The sequence below is a fragment of the Nonomuraea sp. NPDC051191 genome (assembly GCF_044455665.1).
Classification (GTDB): domain Bacteria; phylum Actinomycetota; class Actinomycetes; order Streptosporangiales; family Streptosporangiaceae; genus Nonomuraea.
Genome location: NZ_JBITEZ010000021.1, coordinates 103,048 through 119,390, shown reverse-complemented (window position 1 = coordinate 119,390; position 16,343 = coordinate 103,048). Strand labels below are relative to the sequence as shown.

Annotated in this window: 11 protein-coding genes; 7 read left to right on the top strand and 4 right to left on the bottom strand. The window is 76.0% G+C overall.

Annotated elements, in window-relative coordinates:
• Positions 1–55: 55 nt before the first annotated feature.
• Entirely contained in the window at positions 56–280 is a 225-nt protein-coding gene (locus ACIA8R_RS44520) for an acyl carrier protein (protein WP_357707953.1), read from the bottom strand.
• An 8-nt stretch (positions 281–288) separates the two neighbouring features.
• Positions 289–1,890, bottom strand: a complete 1,602-nt coding sequence (locus tag ACIA8R_RS44515) for an AMP-binding protein (protein WP_397043765.1) — start codon at positions 1,888–1,890, stop codon at positions 289–291.
• A gap of 214 nt (positions 1,891–2,104) precedes the next feature.
• Between ACIA8R_RS44515 and ACIA8R_RS44510 the strand changes: the two genes are divergently transcribed.
• Complete coding sequence (locus ACIA8R_RS44510) at positions 2,105–5,368, top strand: BTAD domain-containing putative transcriptional regulator (RefSeq protein ID WP_397043763.1); 3,264 nt, start codon at positions 2,105–2,107, stop codon at positions 5,366–5,368.
• Positions 5,369–5,446: 78 nt separating this feature from the next.
• Here the strand turns inward: ACIA8R_RS44510 and ACIA8R_RS44505 are convergent, their stop codons facing one another.
• Entirely contained in the window at positions 5,447–7,891 is a 2,445-nt protein-coding gene (locus tag ACIA8R_RS44505) for a LuxR C-terminal-related transcriptional regulator (protein WP_397043761.1), read from the bottom strand.
• 51 nt (positions 7,892–7,942) lie between these two features.
• Positions 7,943–8,602: an AMP-binding protein gene (locus tag ACIA8R_RS44500; protein WP_357707948.1), complete on the bottom strand. Its 660-nt coding sequence runs from the start codon at positions 8,600–8,602 to the stop codon at positions 7,943–7,945.
• Between the two features lie 165 nt (positions 8,603–8,767).
• Here ACIA8R_RS44500 and ACIA8R_RS44495 point away from each other — a divergent pair, with 165 nt between their 5' ends.
• The 6 genes from ACIA8R_RS44495 to ACIA8R_RS44470 all read left to right on the top strand — a co-directional run bounded on the left by ACIA8R_RS44495 (position 8,768) and on the right by ACIA8R_RS44470 (position 16,313).
• Entirely contained in the window at positions 8,768–9,829 is a 1,062-nt protein-coding gene (locus ACIA8R_RS44495) for a trypsin-like serine peptidase (protein WP_397043759.1), read from the top strand.
• 270 nt (positions 9,830–10,099) lie between these two features.
• A complete protein-coding gene (locus ACIA8R_RS44490) occupies positions 10,100–11,374 on the top strand; it encodes a hypothetical protein (RefSeq protein ID WP_397043757.1) in 1,275 nt (424 codons plus the stop codon).
• A 4-nt stretch (positions 11,375–11,378) separates the two neighbouring features.
• Positions 11,379–12,992, top strand: coding sequence for a carbamoyltransferase (locus ACIA8R_RS44485; RefSeq protein WP_397043755.1), 1,614 nt, complete (start codon positions 11,379–11,381; stop codon positions 12,990–12,992).
• On the top strand, positions 12,989–14,203 hold the full coding sequence (locus ACIA8R_RS44480; protein ID WP_357707944.1) for a hypothetical protein: 1,215 nt from the start codon (positions 12,989–12,991) through the stop codon (positions 14,201–14,203). The genes ACIA8R_RS44485 and ACIA8R_RS44480 overlap by 4 nt, the downstream gene beginning before the upstream one ends.
• Positions 14,204–14,232: 29 nt before the next feature.
• Entirely contained in the window at positions 14,233–15,279 is a 1,047-nt protein-coding gene (locus ACIA8R_RS44475) for a GNAT family N-acetyltransferase (RefSeq protein ID WP_364087269.1), read from the top strand.
• Positions 15,280–15,299: 20 nt separating this feature from the next.
• Entirely contained in the window at positions 15,300–16,313 is a 1,014-nt protein-coding gene (locus ACIA8R_RS44470; protein ID WP_397043752.1) for a class I SAM-dependent methyltransferase, read from the top strand.
• Positions 16,314–16,343: the final 30 nt, after the last annotated feature.

Sequence of the window (16,343 nt, the reverse complement as noted above, 5' to 3'; positions counted from 1 at the left end):
CCCGCCTCCCTCAAGCCCGGTGCCTTGACGCCCGGGGCCCTCGTGCCCGGCTCGCTCATGCCAGGCTCGCGATCTTCTTGGCCAGGGCGGCCGGGGTGGGCGCGTCGAGGAAGTCGTCGAAGTCGAGCTCGGCGCCGCAGTCGCGGGCGATCGCGCTCAGGACGCGGGTGGCGAGCAGCGAATCCCCACCCAAGACGAAAAAGTCGGAATCATCCGTTATTTCGGGATTTTCCAGTACCCGCCGGAAGATGTCAGAGACGGCGGTGACGTCCACGTACATGATCTCCTTCAGTTGGTGGTGTAGCGCCGGTGCGAACCGGCGCGGTCGACCTTGCCGCTGGTGGTGTAGGCCAGTTCGGGCACGACGGTGATCCGGCTGGGCACGAGGTGGCACGGCACCCGGTCCCGCAGGTAGTCCCGGACCTCGGCGGCCAGCCCGTCCTCGGTGTCCCGGCCGGGCTGCGGGCGGGGCACGACGTACGCGGCGAGGGTCGTGTGATCGGCGACCGTGACACCCGCCACCGCCACCGCGCCCACGCCCGGATGGCCGGCGATGTGCGCCTCGACCTCGGCCGGGTCCACCCGGATGCCCCGGATCTTGAGCTCGTGGTCGAGCCGGCCCTCGTGGACGAGCGCCCCGCCCCCGGTCACGGTGACCCGGTCGCCGGTGCGGAAGAACCGCCCGGACTCCGTCCCGGGGGTGACGAAGCGGGCGGCGGTCGCCTCGGGCAGGGCCAGGTAGCCCAGCGCCAGGGCCGGCCCGCCGACCAGCAGCTCCCCCTCCTCACTCACCCGCTGCACGACGTGCGGCAGCGCCCAGCCGATCGGCACCCGCTCCCCCACCGCCGTGCCGCCCGGCTCCGTCGAAGCCCGCTCCCCCGACGCCCGCTCCCGCGCCGCCGCGCCGCGCGCATCCCCCGGCGCCCGTTCCCCCGCGTCCCCGGGCGCCAGGGGGCCGTGCAGGTCGACGGCGTGCGTGATGAGGGTGGTCTCCGTGCAGCCGTAGGTGTTGAGCAGCCGGATGTCGCCGGTGTCCAGGGCCCGCCAGTCCGCCAGACGCGGCGGGCTCACGGCCTCGCCGCCGATGATCACCAACCGGACGCACGAAGGCAGCGCGGCCCGCTCGTCCACCAGGTGCCGTACCAGCTCGTGCCAGAACGCCGTGGGCAGGTCCAGCACGGTGACCCGCTCGTCGGCGACCGCGCGCAGCATCCGGCGGAACGACCCCGAATGCGCGCCGTCGTGGAAGACCAGCGCCGCCCCGCCGGTCAGCGCGGGCAGGATCTCCTCCAGGCAGGTGTCCCAGTTCAGCGAGGCGAACTGGAGCACCCGGTCGGCGGGGGTGATCCCGAACAGCTCGCGCAGCGCCCCGGTCACGACGGAGATCGCCCGCCTGGGCGTCACCACGGGCTTGGGCGCGCCGGTCGAGCCGGAGGTGAACAGGATGTACGCGGGCGTGTCCGCCTCGACGGCCGCGAGCTCGTCGAGCTCGTCCACCGGTCCGCCGTCCGGCTCGACGCGATCGGGCGGCTCGATCACGCGCACGCCGTCCGGGGCCCACGCGCCGGGTCCGGACGCGATCAGCGTGCGGCAGCCGGCCGCCGCCAGCACCGCCTCCCGGCGGGCCCGCGGGTGCGCCGGGTCGACGGGCACGTACGCGCCGCCCGCCGCGAGCGTGCCCAGCAGCGCGGCCACGGTCCCCGGCGTGCGGGACGTCAGCACGCCCACCGCCCCGGGATCGGGCCCGAGCCGCCGGGCCGTCGCGCGGACCCGGGCGGCCAGCTCGGCGTAGGTGAGGGTGCGGCCGGCGTGGACCAGGGCCGGACGGTCCGGGTGGCGCTCGGCCGTCCGGGCGAACTCCCGGAGAACGTCGTGGTGCGGTTCGGACAACGCTGCCTCTTCCCCGGGGTGACGCGGCGACGCCGGCCGCACGGCCCGCGCGTCTGTCAGCCCGTGTCAAGCGAATGTGGGGCGAACCAAGCGAGATCGCGTTCAGAGTGCAGCAGGCCGCTGCACGGGGGCTTGATGGCGTCAGGATTTCGGCTGTACTGCCTGTCATGTCTGCTGTACGGCGGCCTGCGACGTGGCAAAGGGGAAATACGACATGTCAGACGAAACAACACGGGCAGGTCTGGCGGACGTACTGAAGATCGGGCTCCTGGGGGCGGTGCGAGCCTGGCGGGGGCGCCAGGAGATCCCGCTCGGGCCGCCCCGGCAGCGGGCGGCGCTGGCCCTGCTCGCACTGGACGCGGGCCGGCTCGTCTCGGTGAACCGGCTGATCGAGGGCCTGTGGGGCGAGCGTCCCCCGGCCGGGGCGCGCAACCTGGTGCAGGGGTACGTCTCCCGGCTGCGCCCCGCCCTGGCCGCGGCCGGCGTCACCATCGCCTACCGCCCGCGCGGCTACCAGCTCGGCCTGGACCCCGGACAGGTGGACGTGCACGAGTTCCGGACGGCGGTCACCCGCGCGCGGGCCGGGGAGACGGCCGAGCGGCAGGCCACCGGGCTGCGCCGCGCCCTGACCCTGTGGCGGGGCGAGCCGCTGACCGGCGTCTCCGGCGGCGAGCTGCTGGACCGGCTGCGCGACGCCCTGGCCGAGGAACGCCTCGCAGCCGTCGAGGAGTGCCTGGACGCCGAGGTCCGGGCGGGCCGCGCCGCCGTGCTGGTCCCGGAGCTGATGGCGCTGGTCGCCGAGCACCCGTTCCGTGAGGGGCTGGTGGGCCTGCTCATGCTGGCGCTGTGCCGGGCCGGCCGCCGCGTGGACGCCCTGGAGCGGTACGACCGCACCCGCCGCCGCCTCACCGAGGAACTGGGCCTGGACCCCGGCCCCGAGCTGCGGCAACTGCACCAGCGCATCCTGCGCGGGAACGTTCCGCCGATCAGGCCGTCCGATTCCCGGGAAACGGTGACGCCCGCCCAGCTGCCGCCCGGCCCCGGCCAGTTCACCGGGCGGACGGCCCAGCTCCGGCTGCTCGACCCGCTCGGGACCGGCGGCGACCCGGCCTCCGGCGGGACGTCGATCGCGGTGCTGACCGGCGCGGGCGGCTCGGGCAAGACCGCCCTGGCCCTGCACTGGGCCCACCGCGACCGCCACCGCTTCCCCGACGGCCAGCTCTACGTGGACCTGCGCGGGCACTCGGCCGAGCGGCCGCTGCTGCCGATCGAGGCGCTGGGCCGCTTCCTGCGCGGGCTCGGCGTGCCCGCCGAGCGCGTGCCCGGCACGGTGGAGGAGGCCAGCGCGGCCTACCGCAGCCTGCTGGCCGACCGGCGGGTGCTGGTGGTGCTGGACAACGCCGGCAGCGAGGAGCAGGTCCGCCCGCTGCTGCCGGGCGGGCCGCGCTGCGCCACCGTGATCACCAGCAGGGACCGCCTGGACGGTCTGGTCGCCCGGGACGGCGCGATCCCCGTCCCGCTCGGCATGTTGTCCACCGGCGAGGCGGTCACGCTGTTCGGCGGCCTCCTCGGCGGCGAGCGGCTGGCCGCCGAGCGGGACGCGGCGCTCGACCTGGCCAGGGCGTGCGGCCGGCTGCCGCTGGCGCTGCGCATCGCCGCCGCGGGCATCCTCGGCAGGGCCGACGGGGACGCCGCCGGCGGCATCGCCGGCCAGGTGCGCCGGCTGACCGGCACCCGATTATCGGCCCTGGCGGTCACCGGAGATCCGCACGCGGCCGTGCGCGGCGCGTTCGACCTGTCCTACCACCGCCTGGATCCGGCGGCACGGCGGCTGTTCCGGCTGCTCGCGCTCGTCCCGGGGCCCACGTTCACCGCGGGGGCGGCCGGCGCGCTGGCCGGGACCGTCCCGGCCGAGGCCGACCGGCTGCTGTCCGGGCTCGCCGCCGCGCACCTGGTCGAGGAGCCGGAGCCGGGCCGCTACACCTTCCACGACCTGATGCGGGAGTACGCCCGCGAACGCGTGCTGGCCGAGGAGTCCGCGCCGGGGCGGGCCCGCGCCCTGGACGCGCTGATGGCCTGGTACCTGCGGATGGTCCGGGAGGCCGGCGACGTTGCCTATCCCCACCTGCTGCGCGCCCCCGCCGACGGCTCCCGCCGTCCGGTCGCCTTCACCGGCGCGACCGCCGCGCTGGCCTGGCTGGACGCCGAACGCGCCAACCTCGTCGCCGCCCTCCGGAACGCCCCCGGCCACCCGTACGCCTGGCGGCTCATCGACGCCATGAACGGCTACCTCGACCTGACCGGCGGCCAGCCCGGCTGGACGGACGTGCTGCGGGACGCCCGGCAGGCCGCCCGCGCGGCCGGCGACCACCTGGGCCAGGCGGCCGTCGGGCACTGCCTGGCCTCCACGCGGTGGCGGGCGGCCGAGCTGACCGAGGCGGTCGAGGAGTTGCGGGGGGCGTTCACGGCCGCCGAACTGGCCGGCTGGCCGGAGGGCAGGCTCGCCGCGCTGGCCGCGCTCGGCGTGGTCCACCTCCAGCAGGGCAGGCTGGGCGCGGCCCGGCGGCTGCTGACCCTGGCCGTGGACGGCTCCCGGCGCTCCGCGCGGGTGGGGGCCGCGCCGCTCGTCCACCTGGGGCTGGCGCTGACCCAGATGGGCCGGCTCGGCGTCGCCGAGGAGCACCTGAGCGAGGCGTTGTCGCTCTGCCGCGACCGCGGGCTGCCGGCGACCGAGGCCGCCGCGCTGGCCGGGCTCGGCGCCGTGCTGCGGCTGACCGGGCGGCTGGGCGAGGCCGTCCGGTGCCTGACGGCGGCGCGCGGGCTCGGCGCCGCGATCGGCGAGCGGTACCAGGCCGACCTGTGCAGGGAACTGGCCGACGTGCACCTGGACGCGGGCCGGCGGGCCGACGCGCTCGGCTACGCCGAGGAGGCGCTGCGGCGGGCGCTGGCGGTCGGCGATCCCAAGCTGGAGCTGGACGCCCTGATCGGGCTCGGCCGCATCCGCAGCCAGACCGATCCGGGAGCCGCCGTCGGGCAGCTGAACGCCGCGCTGGAGCGGGCCCGCGGCATCGGCGCCGCCGTGGGCCAGGCGGACGCGCTCGTGGGGCTGGCCGTGGCGCGCACCGGCCTGGACGAGCACCTGGCCGCCATGCGCGACACGCTGGCCGGGCTGGGGCTGGCCAGGAAGGCGGGCGCGGTGCTGGTGCAGGGCGCGGCGCTGGCGGCGTGCGCGGAGGCGGCGCTGGCGGCCGGCGACACGGGCGCGGCCATCTCGTACGCCGCCCGCGCGGCCCGCGTCCACGCCGGCAGCGGCTACAAGCTGGGCGAGGCGCGGGCCCTGGTGACGCTGGGACGCGCCCACCGCCGCATCGGCGACGAGCCGGCCGCCGTACGTTGCCAGGACCGGGCCGGAGACCTGTTCACGGCGGTCCTCGACCCGCCACCGTCCCGCCCGGCCGAGGTGGCCGCGGGCCGATGACCGGCCCGGCCGCGAACGCCGCGCCCCGCCCGGGGGGCGAGGTCAGCGGAGGACGCCGTGCCCCGCCGGTGGGTTCGGTCAGTGGAGGACGCCGTGCTCCGCGGCCCAGGCGGCGACCTGCGTGCGCGAGCCGAAGCCCAGCTTGAGCAGGATGTTGGCGACGTGCCGGGCGGCGGTGGCCGGGCTGATGAACAGCTCCTCGCCGATGGCCCGGTTGGACAACCCCCGGCTGATCAGCACGACGATCTCCCGCTCGCGCGGCGTGAGCACCGACGCCGGGCCCGCCGGAGGCCGGGACGCCCCCTGGGCGGGCCGCTCGCCCGCCAGGCCGTAGCGCAGGGCCTCCTCCTCCGTCATGCCGCCGCCCATCGTCCACCAGAGCTGGACCTGCCCCTCACCGGCCTCCGCACGGGCGCGGGCGAGCAGCGGCTCGGGCGTGGCCGAGGTCCAGACGGGCAGCCCGAGGCGGTCCTCCATGGCCCTGGCCGCGGCCCAGAGGCGTACGGCGGGTTCGAGGTCGTGCTGCCCCTCGGCCAGCACGGCCAGCGTGACCAGCACGGAGATGATCGGCAGGTGCTGCCCCATGGACCGGCTCAGCGTCACGCACCGGGCCAGCCGCTCCCTCGCCCGCTCCGCCTCGCCCTGGCGGGCCAGGACCGCGCCGAGCAGGCCGAGACTGGTCGCGAGGACGGGCTTGGCCGCCATCTCCTCGGCCAGCTCGGCGCACTCCTCCAGGTGGCGGCGGGCGGTGTCGAGGTCGCCGAGGAAGTCGGCGAAGCGGCCCAGCTCCAGGTGGGCCCTGGTGACCCCCCACAGGTGGCCGAACCGGGCATAGACCTCGATGGCCTCCTCGCCCCTGGTCAGCGACTCGCGCCGCTGGCCGTGGAAGGCGGCGACGCCGGACAGCAGCAGCCGCGCCGACGCCTCGATCAGGCCGTTGCCGACGAGCAGCGCCAGCTTCAGCGCCTCCTCCCCGCGCTCGGCGGCCAGGGCGACGTCGCCCTTGGTGCCCTCGTACATGCCGGCGATCACGAGGGTGAACGCCAGCATGAAGTCGTCGCCGGTCGCGCGGCGCAGCTCAAGGGCGCGGGCGGCCGACTCGCCGCAGGCGGCGGCGTCCTGCTGCTCGTAGGCCAGGTTGGCGTGGTGGAGCAGGGCCTCGGCGGACAGGTCGCCGAGAGTACGGGCGGCGGGCAGCGCGAGCAGGCTCTCGTACCAGCGGCGGCCCTCGGTCAGCTCGCCGAACCCGGCCCACAGCGGCATGTAGCCGCACGCGAGCCGCAGGCCCGGCTCGGCCAGACCGGACTCGACGGCCCAGGACAGGGCCTCGCGGGCGTTGCCGAGGAGGCCCTGGAGCGCGAGCAGCCGGGCGTAGCGCTCGGGCCAGGTCAGGCCGGGCGTGGCCCACACGTCGCGGCCGTGGTGGTGGGCGAGGTCGGCCAGGCCGTGCAGCAGCCGGTCGCGCAGGTGCCGGGTCTCGCCCGCCGACTCCAGCTTCCCGGCGGCGAACTGGCGGGCCGACTCCAGCAGCCGGTAGCACGAGCTGCCCTGGTCGAACAGGACGAGCGACTTGTCGACCAGGCCGCTGAGCACGTCGAGGACGTGGGCGGCGGCCAGGCTCCGCCCGGCGCAGACGGACTCGGCCAGGTCGAGGGTGAACGGCCCGCTGAACACCGCGAGCCGCCGGAAGAGCACCTGCTCCTGCGGCGCGAGCAGGTCGTGGCTCCATTCGAGGGTGGCCAGCAGGGTGCGCTGCCGGGCCGGCGCCGTACGGCCGCTCGCCGTCAGCAGCCGGAACCGGTCGTTGACCCGGTCGGAGATCTGGCGGGGGGACATCGCGGCGGTCCTGGCCGCGGCCAGCTCCAGGGCCAGCGGCAGGCCGTCGAGGGCCTGGCAGAGCCGGGCGATGTCGCGGGCGTTGGCGCCGGTGACCGCGAGCCCCGACCCGGCCGCCCGCGCCCGGTCGAGGAAGAGCTGCACGGACTCGACCCGCTCGACCTCCTCGGCCGCCTCCGCCGGGCCGGGCACCGCCAGCGGCGGCACCCGCCACACCAGCTCGCCGGGGATCTTCAGCGGCTCCCTGCTGGTGACCAGCAGCCGCAGGTCCTCGCAGGAGGTCAGCAGCCGCTCGGCCAGCTCGGCGCACGCCTCGACCAGATGCTCGCAGTTGTCCAGGACGAGCAGCGGCTTCTTGCCGCGCAGGAAGTCGACCAGCGTGTCCAGCAGCGGCCGCACGCCCTCCTCGTGCACGCCCAGCACCTTGGTGATCTCGTGGACCAGCAGGTCGGCGCGGGTCAGCCTGGACAGCTCGGCCAGCCAGACCCCGTCGGGGAAGGACGGGACCAGCCGGGTGGCGATCTGCAGCGCGCACCGGGTCTTGCCGGTGCCCCCGACGCCGCTGAGCGTCAGCAGCCTGACCTCACCGACCAGCCCGCACAACTCCTCCAGATCCCGCTCCCGCCCGATGAACCTGTCGGGCTCGGCGGGCAGGTTGTGTCTGAGCAACGTCACCATGATCCTCATGTGTCTGGACCCCAGGATTGGCACCCAGTGTGACACCGCCCTCACGAGCTGTCAGAGGTTTGCCCCAAGCGCGGGACCGGGGGCACCGACCGGGACGATCCGCAACCGCGCGTCGATCAGCAGGGTGACGTCGTGCTCGGCGATGATCCTGCGGCATTCGGCCGGGTCGGGCTCGTGCGCCGCGACCAGCCGGGCCCCCGCGCCGAGCACCATGTCGTACGCCCGCAGGTCGGCCCCGGCGACCAGGACGACATCGGCCGCGCTCACCCTGCGGGCGGTGGTGAGCCGGGCGGTGGGCTCGATCGGCCCGTCGGCGCCGAGCAGGCTGTCGAAGCCGGCCGTGCCGGGGATGCCGGTGAAGGAGTAGACCTGCCGGATGTCGGCCTCCAGGGCGATCGCGTCGGCGTCGTCCCGGTCGGTGATCATGATGCGGGCGCCGGCGGCGGCCGGTCCGCCGGGGATGGACACGACCACGCCGCCCGCGGCGAGCACGGCGTACCCGGCGACGGGGAGGTGGCAGCCGCCGCGCAGCAGCACGACCACGGGGTCGCCGGGGCGCAGGCCCCGCCGGCGCAGGCCCTGGGCCGCCTGGCGGGCGCGGACGGCCAGCGTGCCGTACGTGAGCGTGGCGCCGCTCGCGGCCTCGGCGACCGCCACGCGCGGGCCGAGAGCGGCCGCCCGCAGCAGGACCGTCTCCGTCCAACCAGTCATGGCTCAAGGGTAGGAAGGGGGCGGGCGGGCGGCATGGTCCAGAGTGTGTAAGCGGATGTGTAATCCCGTCGCGCCCATACCCGATCGCGCATGGCTTGAGCCCGCGCGGGGGCGGCGCGCGTACCTCCTGACGGCAGATCCCGGTTCCGGTTTCGGAGGTACGTCATGCATCGCAGAGTCGTCCTGCTGTCCGTCGTCGCGCTCGCCGTGGCGGGCGCGCCGGTGCCCGCGCAGGCGGGAACCACGTCCGCCCCCGGGCCCGTGGGCTGGTCGGGGGCCGGCACGTCGTCCGAGCGCAGGACCGTCACGGAGTACTGGACGCCGGAGCGCATGCGGGCGGCCAGGCCGCTCTCCGCGCCCGCGCCGCGCCGCAGGACGTCCTCCGACGGGCCGACGCAGGGCTCGCCGTGGGCGTCCCGCGGCGTCACGGGCTCCCGCCGGATCACGACCTCCTCCTGGACCGGCGGTGGCGGCGCGGCCGCCGCCACGGGCGCCGGGGGCACGGCGGCGGCCGGCCGGCAGGCGGCGCCGGTGCAGAACAGTCCCGGCCAGGCGTGGGCCGACGGGGGCGGCGTCGTCCGCACGGTCGGCCGGGTGTTCTTCACCACCGCCGAGGGAGGTACGGCCTCCTGCTCGGGCACCGCCGTGACCAGCGCCAACCAGAGCGTCGTGATGACCGCGGGCCACTGCGTCAAGCTGAACGGCGCCGCCCACCGCAACTGGGTGTTCGTCCCGGGCTTCGACGACGGCCGCCGCCCGTTCGGCACGTGGGTGGCCACCCGGGTGCTGACCACCCAGCAGTGGAACACCAACGAGGACATCAACTTCGACGTCGCCGCCGTCGTGGTCGCGCCCTTACAGGGACGCACGCTCACCGACGTCGTCGGCGGGCAGGGGGTGGCCTTCAACCAGCCCACCGGACGGCAGATGTTCTCCTTCGGCTACCCGGCCGCCGCCCCCTTCGACGGCTCTGACCTGGTGTTCTGCAGCGGGAAGGCGTTCAAGGACCCGGTCAGGACGCGCGACCAGGGGCTGCGTTGCACGATGACCGGCGGGTCGAGCGGCGGGCCCTGGTTCGAGGGGTTCGACACCTCCACCGGGCTCGGCTGGCTGAACTCCGTCAACAGCTTCAAGTACGACTTCGCCCCCGACTTCATGTTCGGCCCCTTCTTCGGCAACGAGGCCATGGCCGTCTACCAGGCCGCACAACGCTCCGGCGCCGCCTGACGACCCCTTACTCCTCCGGTTGATCCGTTTTGGTCCCCCCAACCGGTATTCCGGCCGCACGGCGGACGCTCTGATCCGGCGCACGAACGCCATCACGCCGCCAGGCGACTACCGGGGGACCACGGTGACCCACGCCCACGCCGCTCTCCACCACCGCACCCACACCCAGACCCACCCCCACGCCCATCGCCCCTTCCGTGAGCGGCGAGTTGCCCGTGCCCTTCCCAGTACCGGCGCTCCGGCCGCCGGGCCGCTGCCTGAACTTCCCCTGTGCCGTGTCCGGGGGCCGCGGGCGGGCGGCTCGTGAGCGCGGTGGACGCGGTCGTGCCCCGGCCGGTGGCGGTGCTGCGGCTGCTGGCGGGGCGGGGCGCGTTCAGGGCCGGTACGCAGGTGGCCGCGGCGGCCCCGGCGACCGTGTGGGACGGGTCCACGTTCGGCCACTTCGCCGCCGCCCTCGGGCTGTGCGGCTGGCTGCTCCTGGTCGCGGACGCGCCGGAGAAGGCGGCGCTGAAGACGCTGGCGCGGGTCAGGCGGATCGGCCCGGCGGTCTCCCGGCCGGCGGTGGCGATGGCCGCCGCGCCGGTGGCGGTGCTGCTGGCGGTGCTCGTTCCCGTGGCGGTGACCGCGCCGCTGTCCGTGGCGACCCTGTATCTCGCGGCCGGGGCGTGGTCGGCCTGCACGGGCCTGCTGATGGCGGTCTCCGGCCTGCACCGCGTGCGCGGGCGGCCCGTGCTGGACACGATGGCGTTCGGGGCGAGCGGTGGCGTGGTGCTCGCCGTCACCGCCGCCACCCTGTGGATCGGCTGGCCGCCGCAGACACACCTGCTGCTCGTCCTGGCCGGGACGGTCGCGGTGACCTGCGCGGCCCTCGCGGCGCTCCCCCGCGACTGGCTGCCGCTCCTTGGAACGGGTGCCGCCCGTGGGCGGCGGTTGCTGCGTCCCCTGGCTCGGGCCACCTGGCTGCTGGGGGTGGCCGACCTGTGTGACGCGCTCTGCTTCGCGGCCGTGTACCTGGTGCTCGGCGTCTCCGGGCGGTCGGGGCAGAGCGGCGTGCTGTACCTCGCGCTGCTTCCGGCGGTCGCGGTCTGCCAGCTCGCCATCTACCTGCTGCGGGTCGCGCAGCCCGCGACCTCGCGGCGGCTGCGCGGGCCCGCCGGGCGGGCCGGGCGGGCCCGCGCGGTCCGGCTCCTGGGCCGGGTCGAGCGGGCGGGGGCCGCCGTCGCCGTCGCGTGCGCGGTCCTGCTCGGGTGGGCGCTGCCGGACGGGCGCGCGCCGTCGCCCGGGGTGATGGGCGGGCTGGTCCTCGTCGTTCTGGCGCTGTTCCTGACCGTCATGTACGCGGCCTACCTGGTGGAGAACACGAACAACGACGTGCTCGCCGTGACGTCGGCGGGCGCGTTCGCCGGGCTGGTGGCCACCGGGTCGCTGGCGGCCGTCGTCGTGCCGTGGGCGGGGGCCGCCGGTGGCGTGGTGGCGCTCGCCCTGGGCGTCCCGGTGAAGGCCCATGTGATGCGCCGGATGCTCATCTCGCGGAACTCGGAGTGACGACATGGACGTACTGGGCATCTCCCGGGCGCACGACTCTGCGGCGGCGCTGGTGCGCGACGGCGAGATCGTGGCGTTGGCCGAGGAGGAGCGCTTCACCCGCGTCCGGCACGACGGCCGGCTCCCCCGGCGGGCGGTCGCGTACTGCCTGGAACAGGCGGGGATCGGGCTGGACGAGGTGGACCACGTCGCCTTCCACGGGCCGCGGGCCGGTTCCCCTCCCGATGGGGAGGTCAGGGAGGCCGCCGGGCACACCGGGCCGGTCGGGTACGGGGTGCACCTCGTGGAACACCACCGGGCGTACGCGGCGGGCGCGTTCTACGCGAGCCCGTTCGACTCCGCCGCCGTGCTCACCATGGACGCGGCCGGCACCTGCCTGGCCGTGGCCGACGGCGCGCGGATCAGGCACCTGCGGCACGTCGGCCGGCCCCATTCCCTGGGCGCCCTGTACGCGGCGGTCACCGGCTACCTGGGCTTCCGTCCCGGCAGGGACGAGGACAAGGTGATGGCCCTGGCCGCGTACGGCGACGACACCTACCTCCAGCCCTTCGCCGACCTGCTGCGCCTGACCCCGTACGGCGGCCACGAGCTGGACCTGAGCTGGTTCGAGCCGCACGGGGACGGCGGGCGGCACGCGGTCTCGGCGAAGTTCCTGGACGCCTTCGGCCCGCCGGGACCGCCTGCCGTCGAGACCCCCACCCAGCACTCCGCGGACGTCGCCTTCGCCCTCCAGGCCACCCTTGAGCGGGCCGCGCTGCACCTGGCCCGCTGGCTGCGCGAGACGACCGGTTCGACCCGGCTCGCGGTGGCCGGCGACGCGGCGATGAACCCGATGCTGAACGGCCGCCTGCTGGCCGAGTCCGGCTTCGAGGAGCTGTCGGTTCAGCCGGCCGCCGCCTCGCTCGGCGCGGCGCTGGAGGTGAGCGTCGGCCTGTACGGGCGTCCCCGTCCGGCGGGCGGTCAGCTCTTCGCCGGGCCCGGGTTCACCGAGGAACGCATGGAGAAGGCGCTGCGCGACGCGGGCGTGGACTACCGGCGGCCCGGCGACATCGCCCGGCACGCCGCCGCCCGGATCGCCGACGGGCTGATCGTGGGCTGGTTCCAGGGCCGGGCGGAGTGCGGGCCGCGCGGCCTGGGCAACCGGTCGCTGCTGGCCGACCCGCGCGACCCCACCTCCGCCACGCGCATGAACGCGCGGGTCAGGCGGCGGGAGCCGTTCCTGCCGCTGGCGTCGTCGTGCCTGGCCGAACGGTCCGGGGACTACTTCGCGGACGGCCGTCCCTCGCCGGTCATGTTGGTCGGGTTCGACGTGCTGGACCACCGGCGCGGCGAGGTGCCCGCGATCACGCACGTGGACGGCAGCGCCCGCGTCCAGACGGTGAGCCGCGCCGGCAACCCGGACTTCCACGCGCTGATCACCCGCTTCGAGGAGCTGACCGGCGTGCCGATGCTGGCCGGCGCCTCCTTCCGGGACGACGACGAGCCGATCGTGTGCACACCCGAGGACGCCGTCGCCTGCTACCTCAGGACGGGCGCGGACGCGCTGGCCCTCGGCCCGTTCTGGGCCGGGAAACGGCGGTCCGGCGAACCGGAACTCCAGCTGGAGGAGGCCCGATGAGCGGCACGAGGTCCCTGGTGGTGCTCGGGGCGGCGGACGGCTCGCTGTCCACCTACCGGGCGGCGTCCGGCATGGGCCTGCGGACGATCGCGGTGGACCGCTCGGCCGACGCGCCCGGCGTCGCGCTCGCCGACGAGTACCTGCCGGTCAGCACCCACGATCCTGACGCCGTCACCGCCGCGCTCGCCGGACGTGCCGACCTGGCCGGCGTGGTGGCCCCGTCCAGCGACGTCGCGGTGCCCGCGCTGCGGGCGGTGGCCGAGGCGTACGGGCTGCCGGGCCGGCTGTCGGAGACGGCGGCGCGGGCCTCGGTGGACAAGTGGGTGCTGCGCGGCCTCCTCGACGACCTGGGCGTGTCCTCCTACCCCTGGATCGTCGGCGACGACCCGGCCGACCTGGCGACGCGGGCGCGGGGGCTGCGCTTCCCCGTGGTCGTCAAGCCGGCCGACGCCCAGAGCGGGCGCGGGGTGAGCAGGTGCGCCGCCCCCGGCGACGTGCTCGCCGCCGCCGAGGAGGCCCGGCGCAGCTCGTACGGCGGGCTGGTGATGGTCGAGGAGGAGATCCGCGGCAGGTTGTGCAACTGCGAGTGCGTCGTGGACGACGGGCGCGTGGCGTTCGTCGCGACCAGCCTGCAGGAGGTGAGCCCGCCGCCGCTGGTGCTGACCATGAGCCGCCGGATGCCGGCCGGGCTGCCCGGCGAGGTCCTGGACACCACGCGCTCGATCATGGACAAGGTCTGCGCCCGCCTGGACTACCGGCGCGGCCCGCTGAACCTCGACCTCATCGTCACCCCGGACGGCCGGCCGTACGTCATCGAGCTCGGCCTGCGGACGGGCGGCAACGGCACCGACGACATGGTGCGGTCCTGCCACGGCGTCGATCCGGTGCTGGCCGCCGTGCGGGCGGCGGTGGGCCTGCCGATCGAGCTGCGGCCGCATCCGCCCCGGCCGGTCCTGTGGCAGGTGCTGACCGCCGGGCGCGCGGGCGAGCTGGTGTCGGTGTCCGGCGTGGAGGAGGCCAGGGCCCTGCCGGGGGTGGCCGAGCTGGTCCTGCTGGCCCGCCCCGGACAGCGGGTACGGCCCTACCGCGACGTCTCCGACCGGCTCGGCTGGTTCGTCGTGCACGCGTCCGGCCCGGCGGAGCTGGAGGCGGCCGCCGCCGCCGTGACGCGGACGCTGCGCTTCGAGGTGCGGGGCGATGGACGGCGTTGACGTGGCCCGCCCGGCCGGCGAGGAGGGCGATGTACGGCGTTGAGGTGGCGCGCTCGATCAACGAGGTCGGCGCCGGGGAGTGGGACGCGCTCGCCGACGGCGTGCCCTTCGTGCGGCACCACTGGCTGGTCCTGGCCGAGCGCGTGCTGGCCGAGCACCGGCCCCGCTACCTGCTGGTCCGCAAGGACGGCGGGCTCGTGGCCGCGGCGGTGTGCGCGCTGGAGCACCGGCTGCACAACCCGGTGCTGGAGTCCCGGTTCGGGCGGCTGACCAGGCGGTGGCCGTTCCTGCAGGTCCAGGCGCCGATGACGGCGACGTCCGGGCTGCTGGGCGGTGAGGGGCCGCAGCGGCGGGTCCTGCTGCGGGCGGTGCGGTCGCTGGTCAGGCGCGAGCGGCTGCTGTTCTGCGTGGTCGACCACCTGCCGTACGCCGCCGGGCAGCCGGGCTACAGCCGCCTGGGCTGGCTGCCGGAGACGCTGCTGGACCTGACGTGGCCGTCGTACGAGGCGTACCTGGACCATCTGCCGCGCAAGAGGCGGGCCGAGATCCGGCGGACGCAGCGCCGGGCCGAGCGGGAGGGCATCGAGGTCCGGCCGCTCCTCGCCGGGCCCGGCGGGGAACTGGGCCGGCTGCTGGACCGGATGGTGGCCGCGGTGGACCTGCGCCACGGGCCGCACGTCTTCTACCGGCCCGGCCTGTTCCCCGAGGCGGCCGGCGTCCTGGGGGCGGACCTGACCGTCCTGGCCGCCTACCGGCACGGCGCGCCGGCGGGCTGCGTGGCGCTGTTGCGCGACGGCGACGAGCTGGTCGCCCGGTGGATCGGGCGCGACTACGCGCGTACGGAGGGCACCGCCGTCTACCACGCGCTGCTCACGGCGTGCGTACGGGCCGCCGTCGGCTCGGGCGCGCGCAGGCTGCGGCTCGGCGGCGCGGCGTACGAGACGAAGAAGCAGTTCGGGGTGCGGCTGGAGCCGCGCAGCCGGTTGTTCGCCGCCCGCAGCGGGATGGTCACCAGGTTCGTGGGCGGGCTGGGCCACCGCCTGGACCCCCCGCAGCTCCCGCCCCCCAGCACGTGACCCGGAAAGGACGAGGGCCGGTGCGCGCCTCCTATCTCCCTTCGCTGACCCTGGACGAGTACCTGCGCCTGGTCGCGACCGTCCACCCGCAGGTGCACGCCGTGCTGGACTTCGACCGGCCGGGCGCGGCGCGGGCGCTCGGCGTGCTCGCCGCGACCAGCAGCGAGTTCGACTCCGACCACGGCGGGCGGGGCGACTCCTACCGCCGCGCCCAGCAGGACGCGCTGGTGCGCTGGACCGGCATCCGGGCGCTCCTCGGCCTGCTCACCCCCGATCCGGCGGACGGGCCGCCGCTGCTGCTGGACGTCCTCGGCGGGGACGGGACGGTCGCGCGGGCGGCCGCCGGGCGGCTGGGCAGCCTGGACGCCAAGCCGCTGATCATCACCGGCGACCTGTCCGGCCAGATGGTCGACCGGGCCCTGGCCCAGGGGTTGCCCGCGGTGCGCCAGGCCGCCCAGTTCCTGTTCCTGCGGGAGGGGTCGGTCGGCGGGGTGCTGCTGGCGTACGGGACCCATCACATCGACCCGGCCGACCGGCCGGGCGCGGTGGCCGAGGCGGCGCGGGTGACCCGGCCGGGCGGCCGGATCGTGCTGCACGACTTCGACGACTCCGGCCCCATGGCGGGGTTCTTCGCGCGGGTCGTGCATCCGCACGCGGCGGGCGGGCACGCCTACCGGCACTTCACCCGGACCGGCCTGGCCGCCCTGTTCGCGGACGCGGACCTGCCCGTACGGGTGCTCGACCTGTACGACCCGCTGATCGTCCGGGCCGGGAGCGAGGCGGCCGCCAAGGAGCGCATGTGCCGCTACGTCGCCGACATGTACGGCCTCGGCGCGTACTTCGCCGCCCTGGGGGACGTCGAGGCGGCCTGGCGGGTCCTGGAACGGCACTTCGACCACAGGACGCACCGGCACACCCCACCCCGCCCGGTCGTCTACCGGCGTGACGGGCACTACGTGGCGGAGCTCCCGAGGACGGCCCTGGTCGCCCTGGCCACGAAACCCACCGGGCGCCCCTCGGCGGGGGGCGCGTGAACCTGGCCCTCAGCGCTCGCGGTGGTCCGC

Coding starts and splice junctions, on each gene's coding strand:
- ACIA8R_RS44520 (WP_357707953.1), bottom strand. CDS start 280: ATGTACGTGGACGTCACCGCCGTCTCTGACATCTTCCGGCGGGTACTG.
- ACIA8R_RS44510 (WP_397043763.1), top strand. CDS start 2,105: ATGTCAGACGAAACAACACGGGCAGGTCTGGCGGACGTACTGAAGATC.
- ACIA8R_RS44505 (WP_397043761.1), bottom strand. CDS start 7,891: ATGAGGATCATGGTGACGTTGCTCAGACACAACCTGCCCGCCGAGCCC.
- ACIA8R_RS44500 (WP_357707948.1), bottom strand. CDS start 8,602: ATGACTGGTTGGACGGAGACGGTCCTGCTGCGGGCGGCCGCTCTCGGC.
- ACIA8R_RS44495 (WP_397043759.1), top strand. CDS start 8,768: ATGCATCGCAGAGTCGTCCTGCTGTCCGTCGTCGCGCTCGCCGTGGCG.
- ACIA8R_RS44485 (WP_397043755.1), top strand. CDS start 11,379: ATGGACGTACTGGGCATCTCCCGGGCGCACGACTCTGCGGCGGCGCTG.
- ACIA8R_RS44480 (WP_357707944.1), top strand. CDS start 12,989: ATGAGCGGCACGAGGTCCCTGGTGGTGCTCGGGGCGGCGGACGGCTCG.
- ACIA8R_RS44475 (WP_364087269.1), top strand. CDS start 14,233: ATGTACGGCGTTGAGGTGGCGCGCTCGATCAACGAGGTCGGCGCCGGG.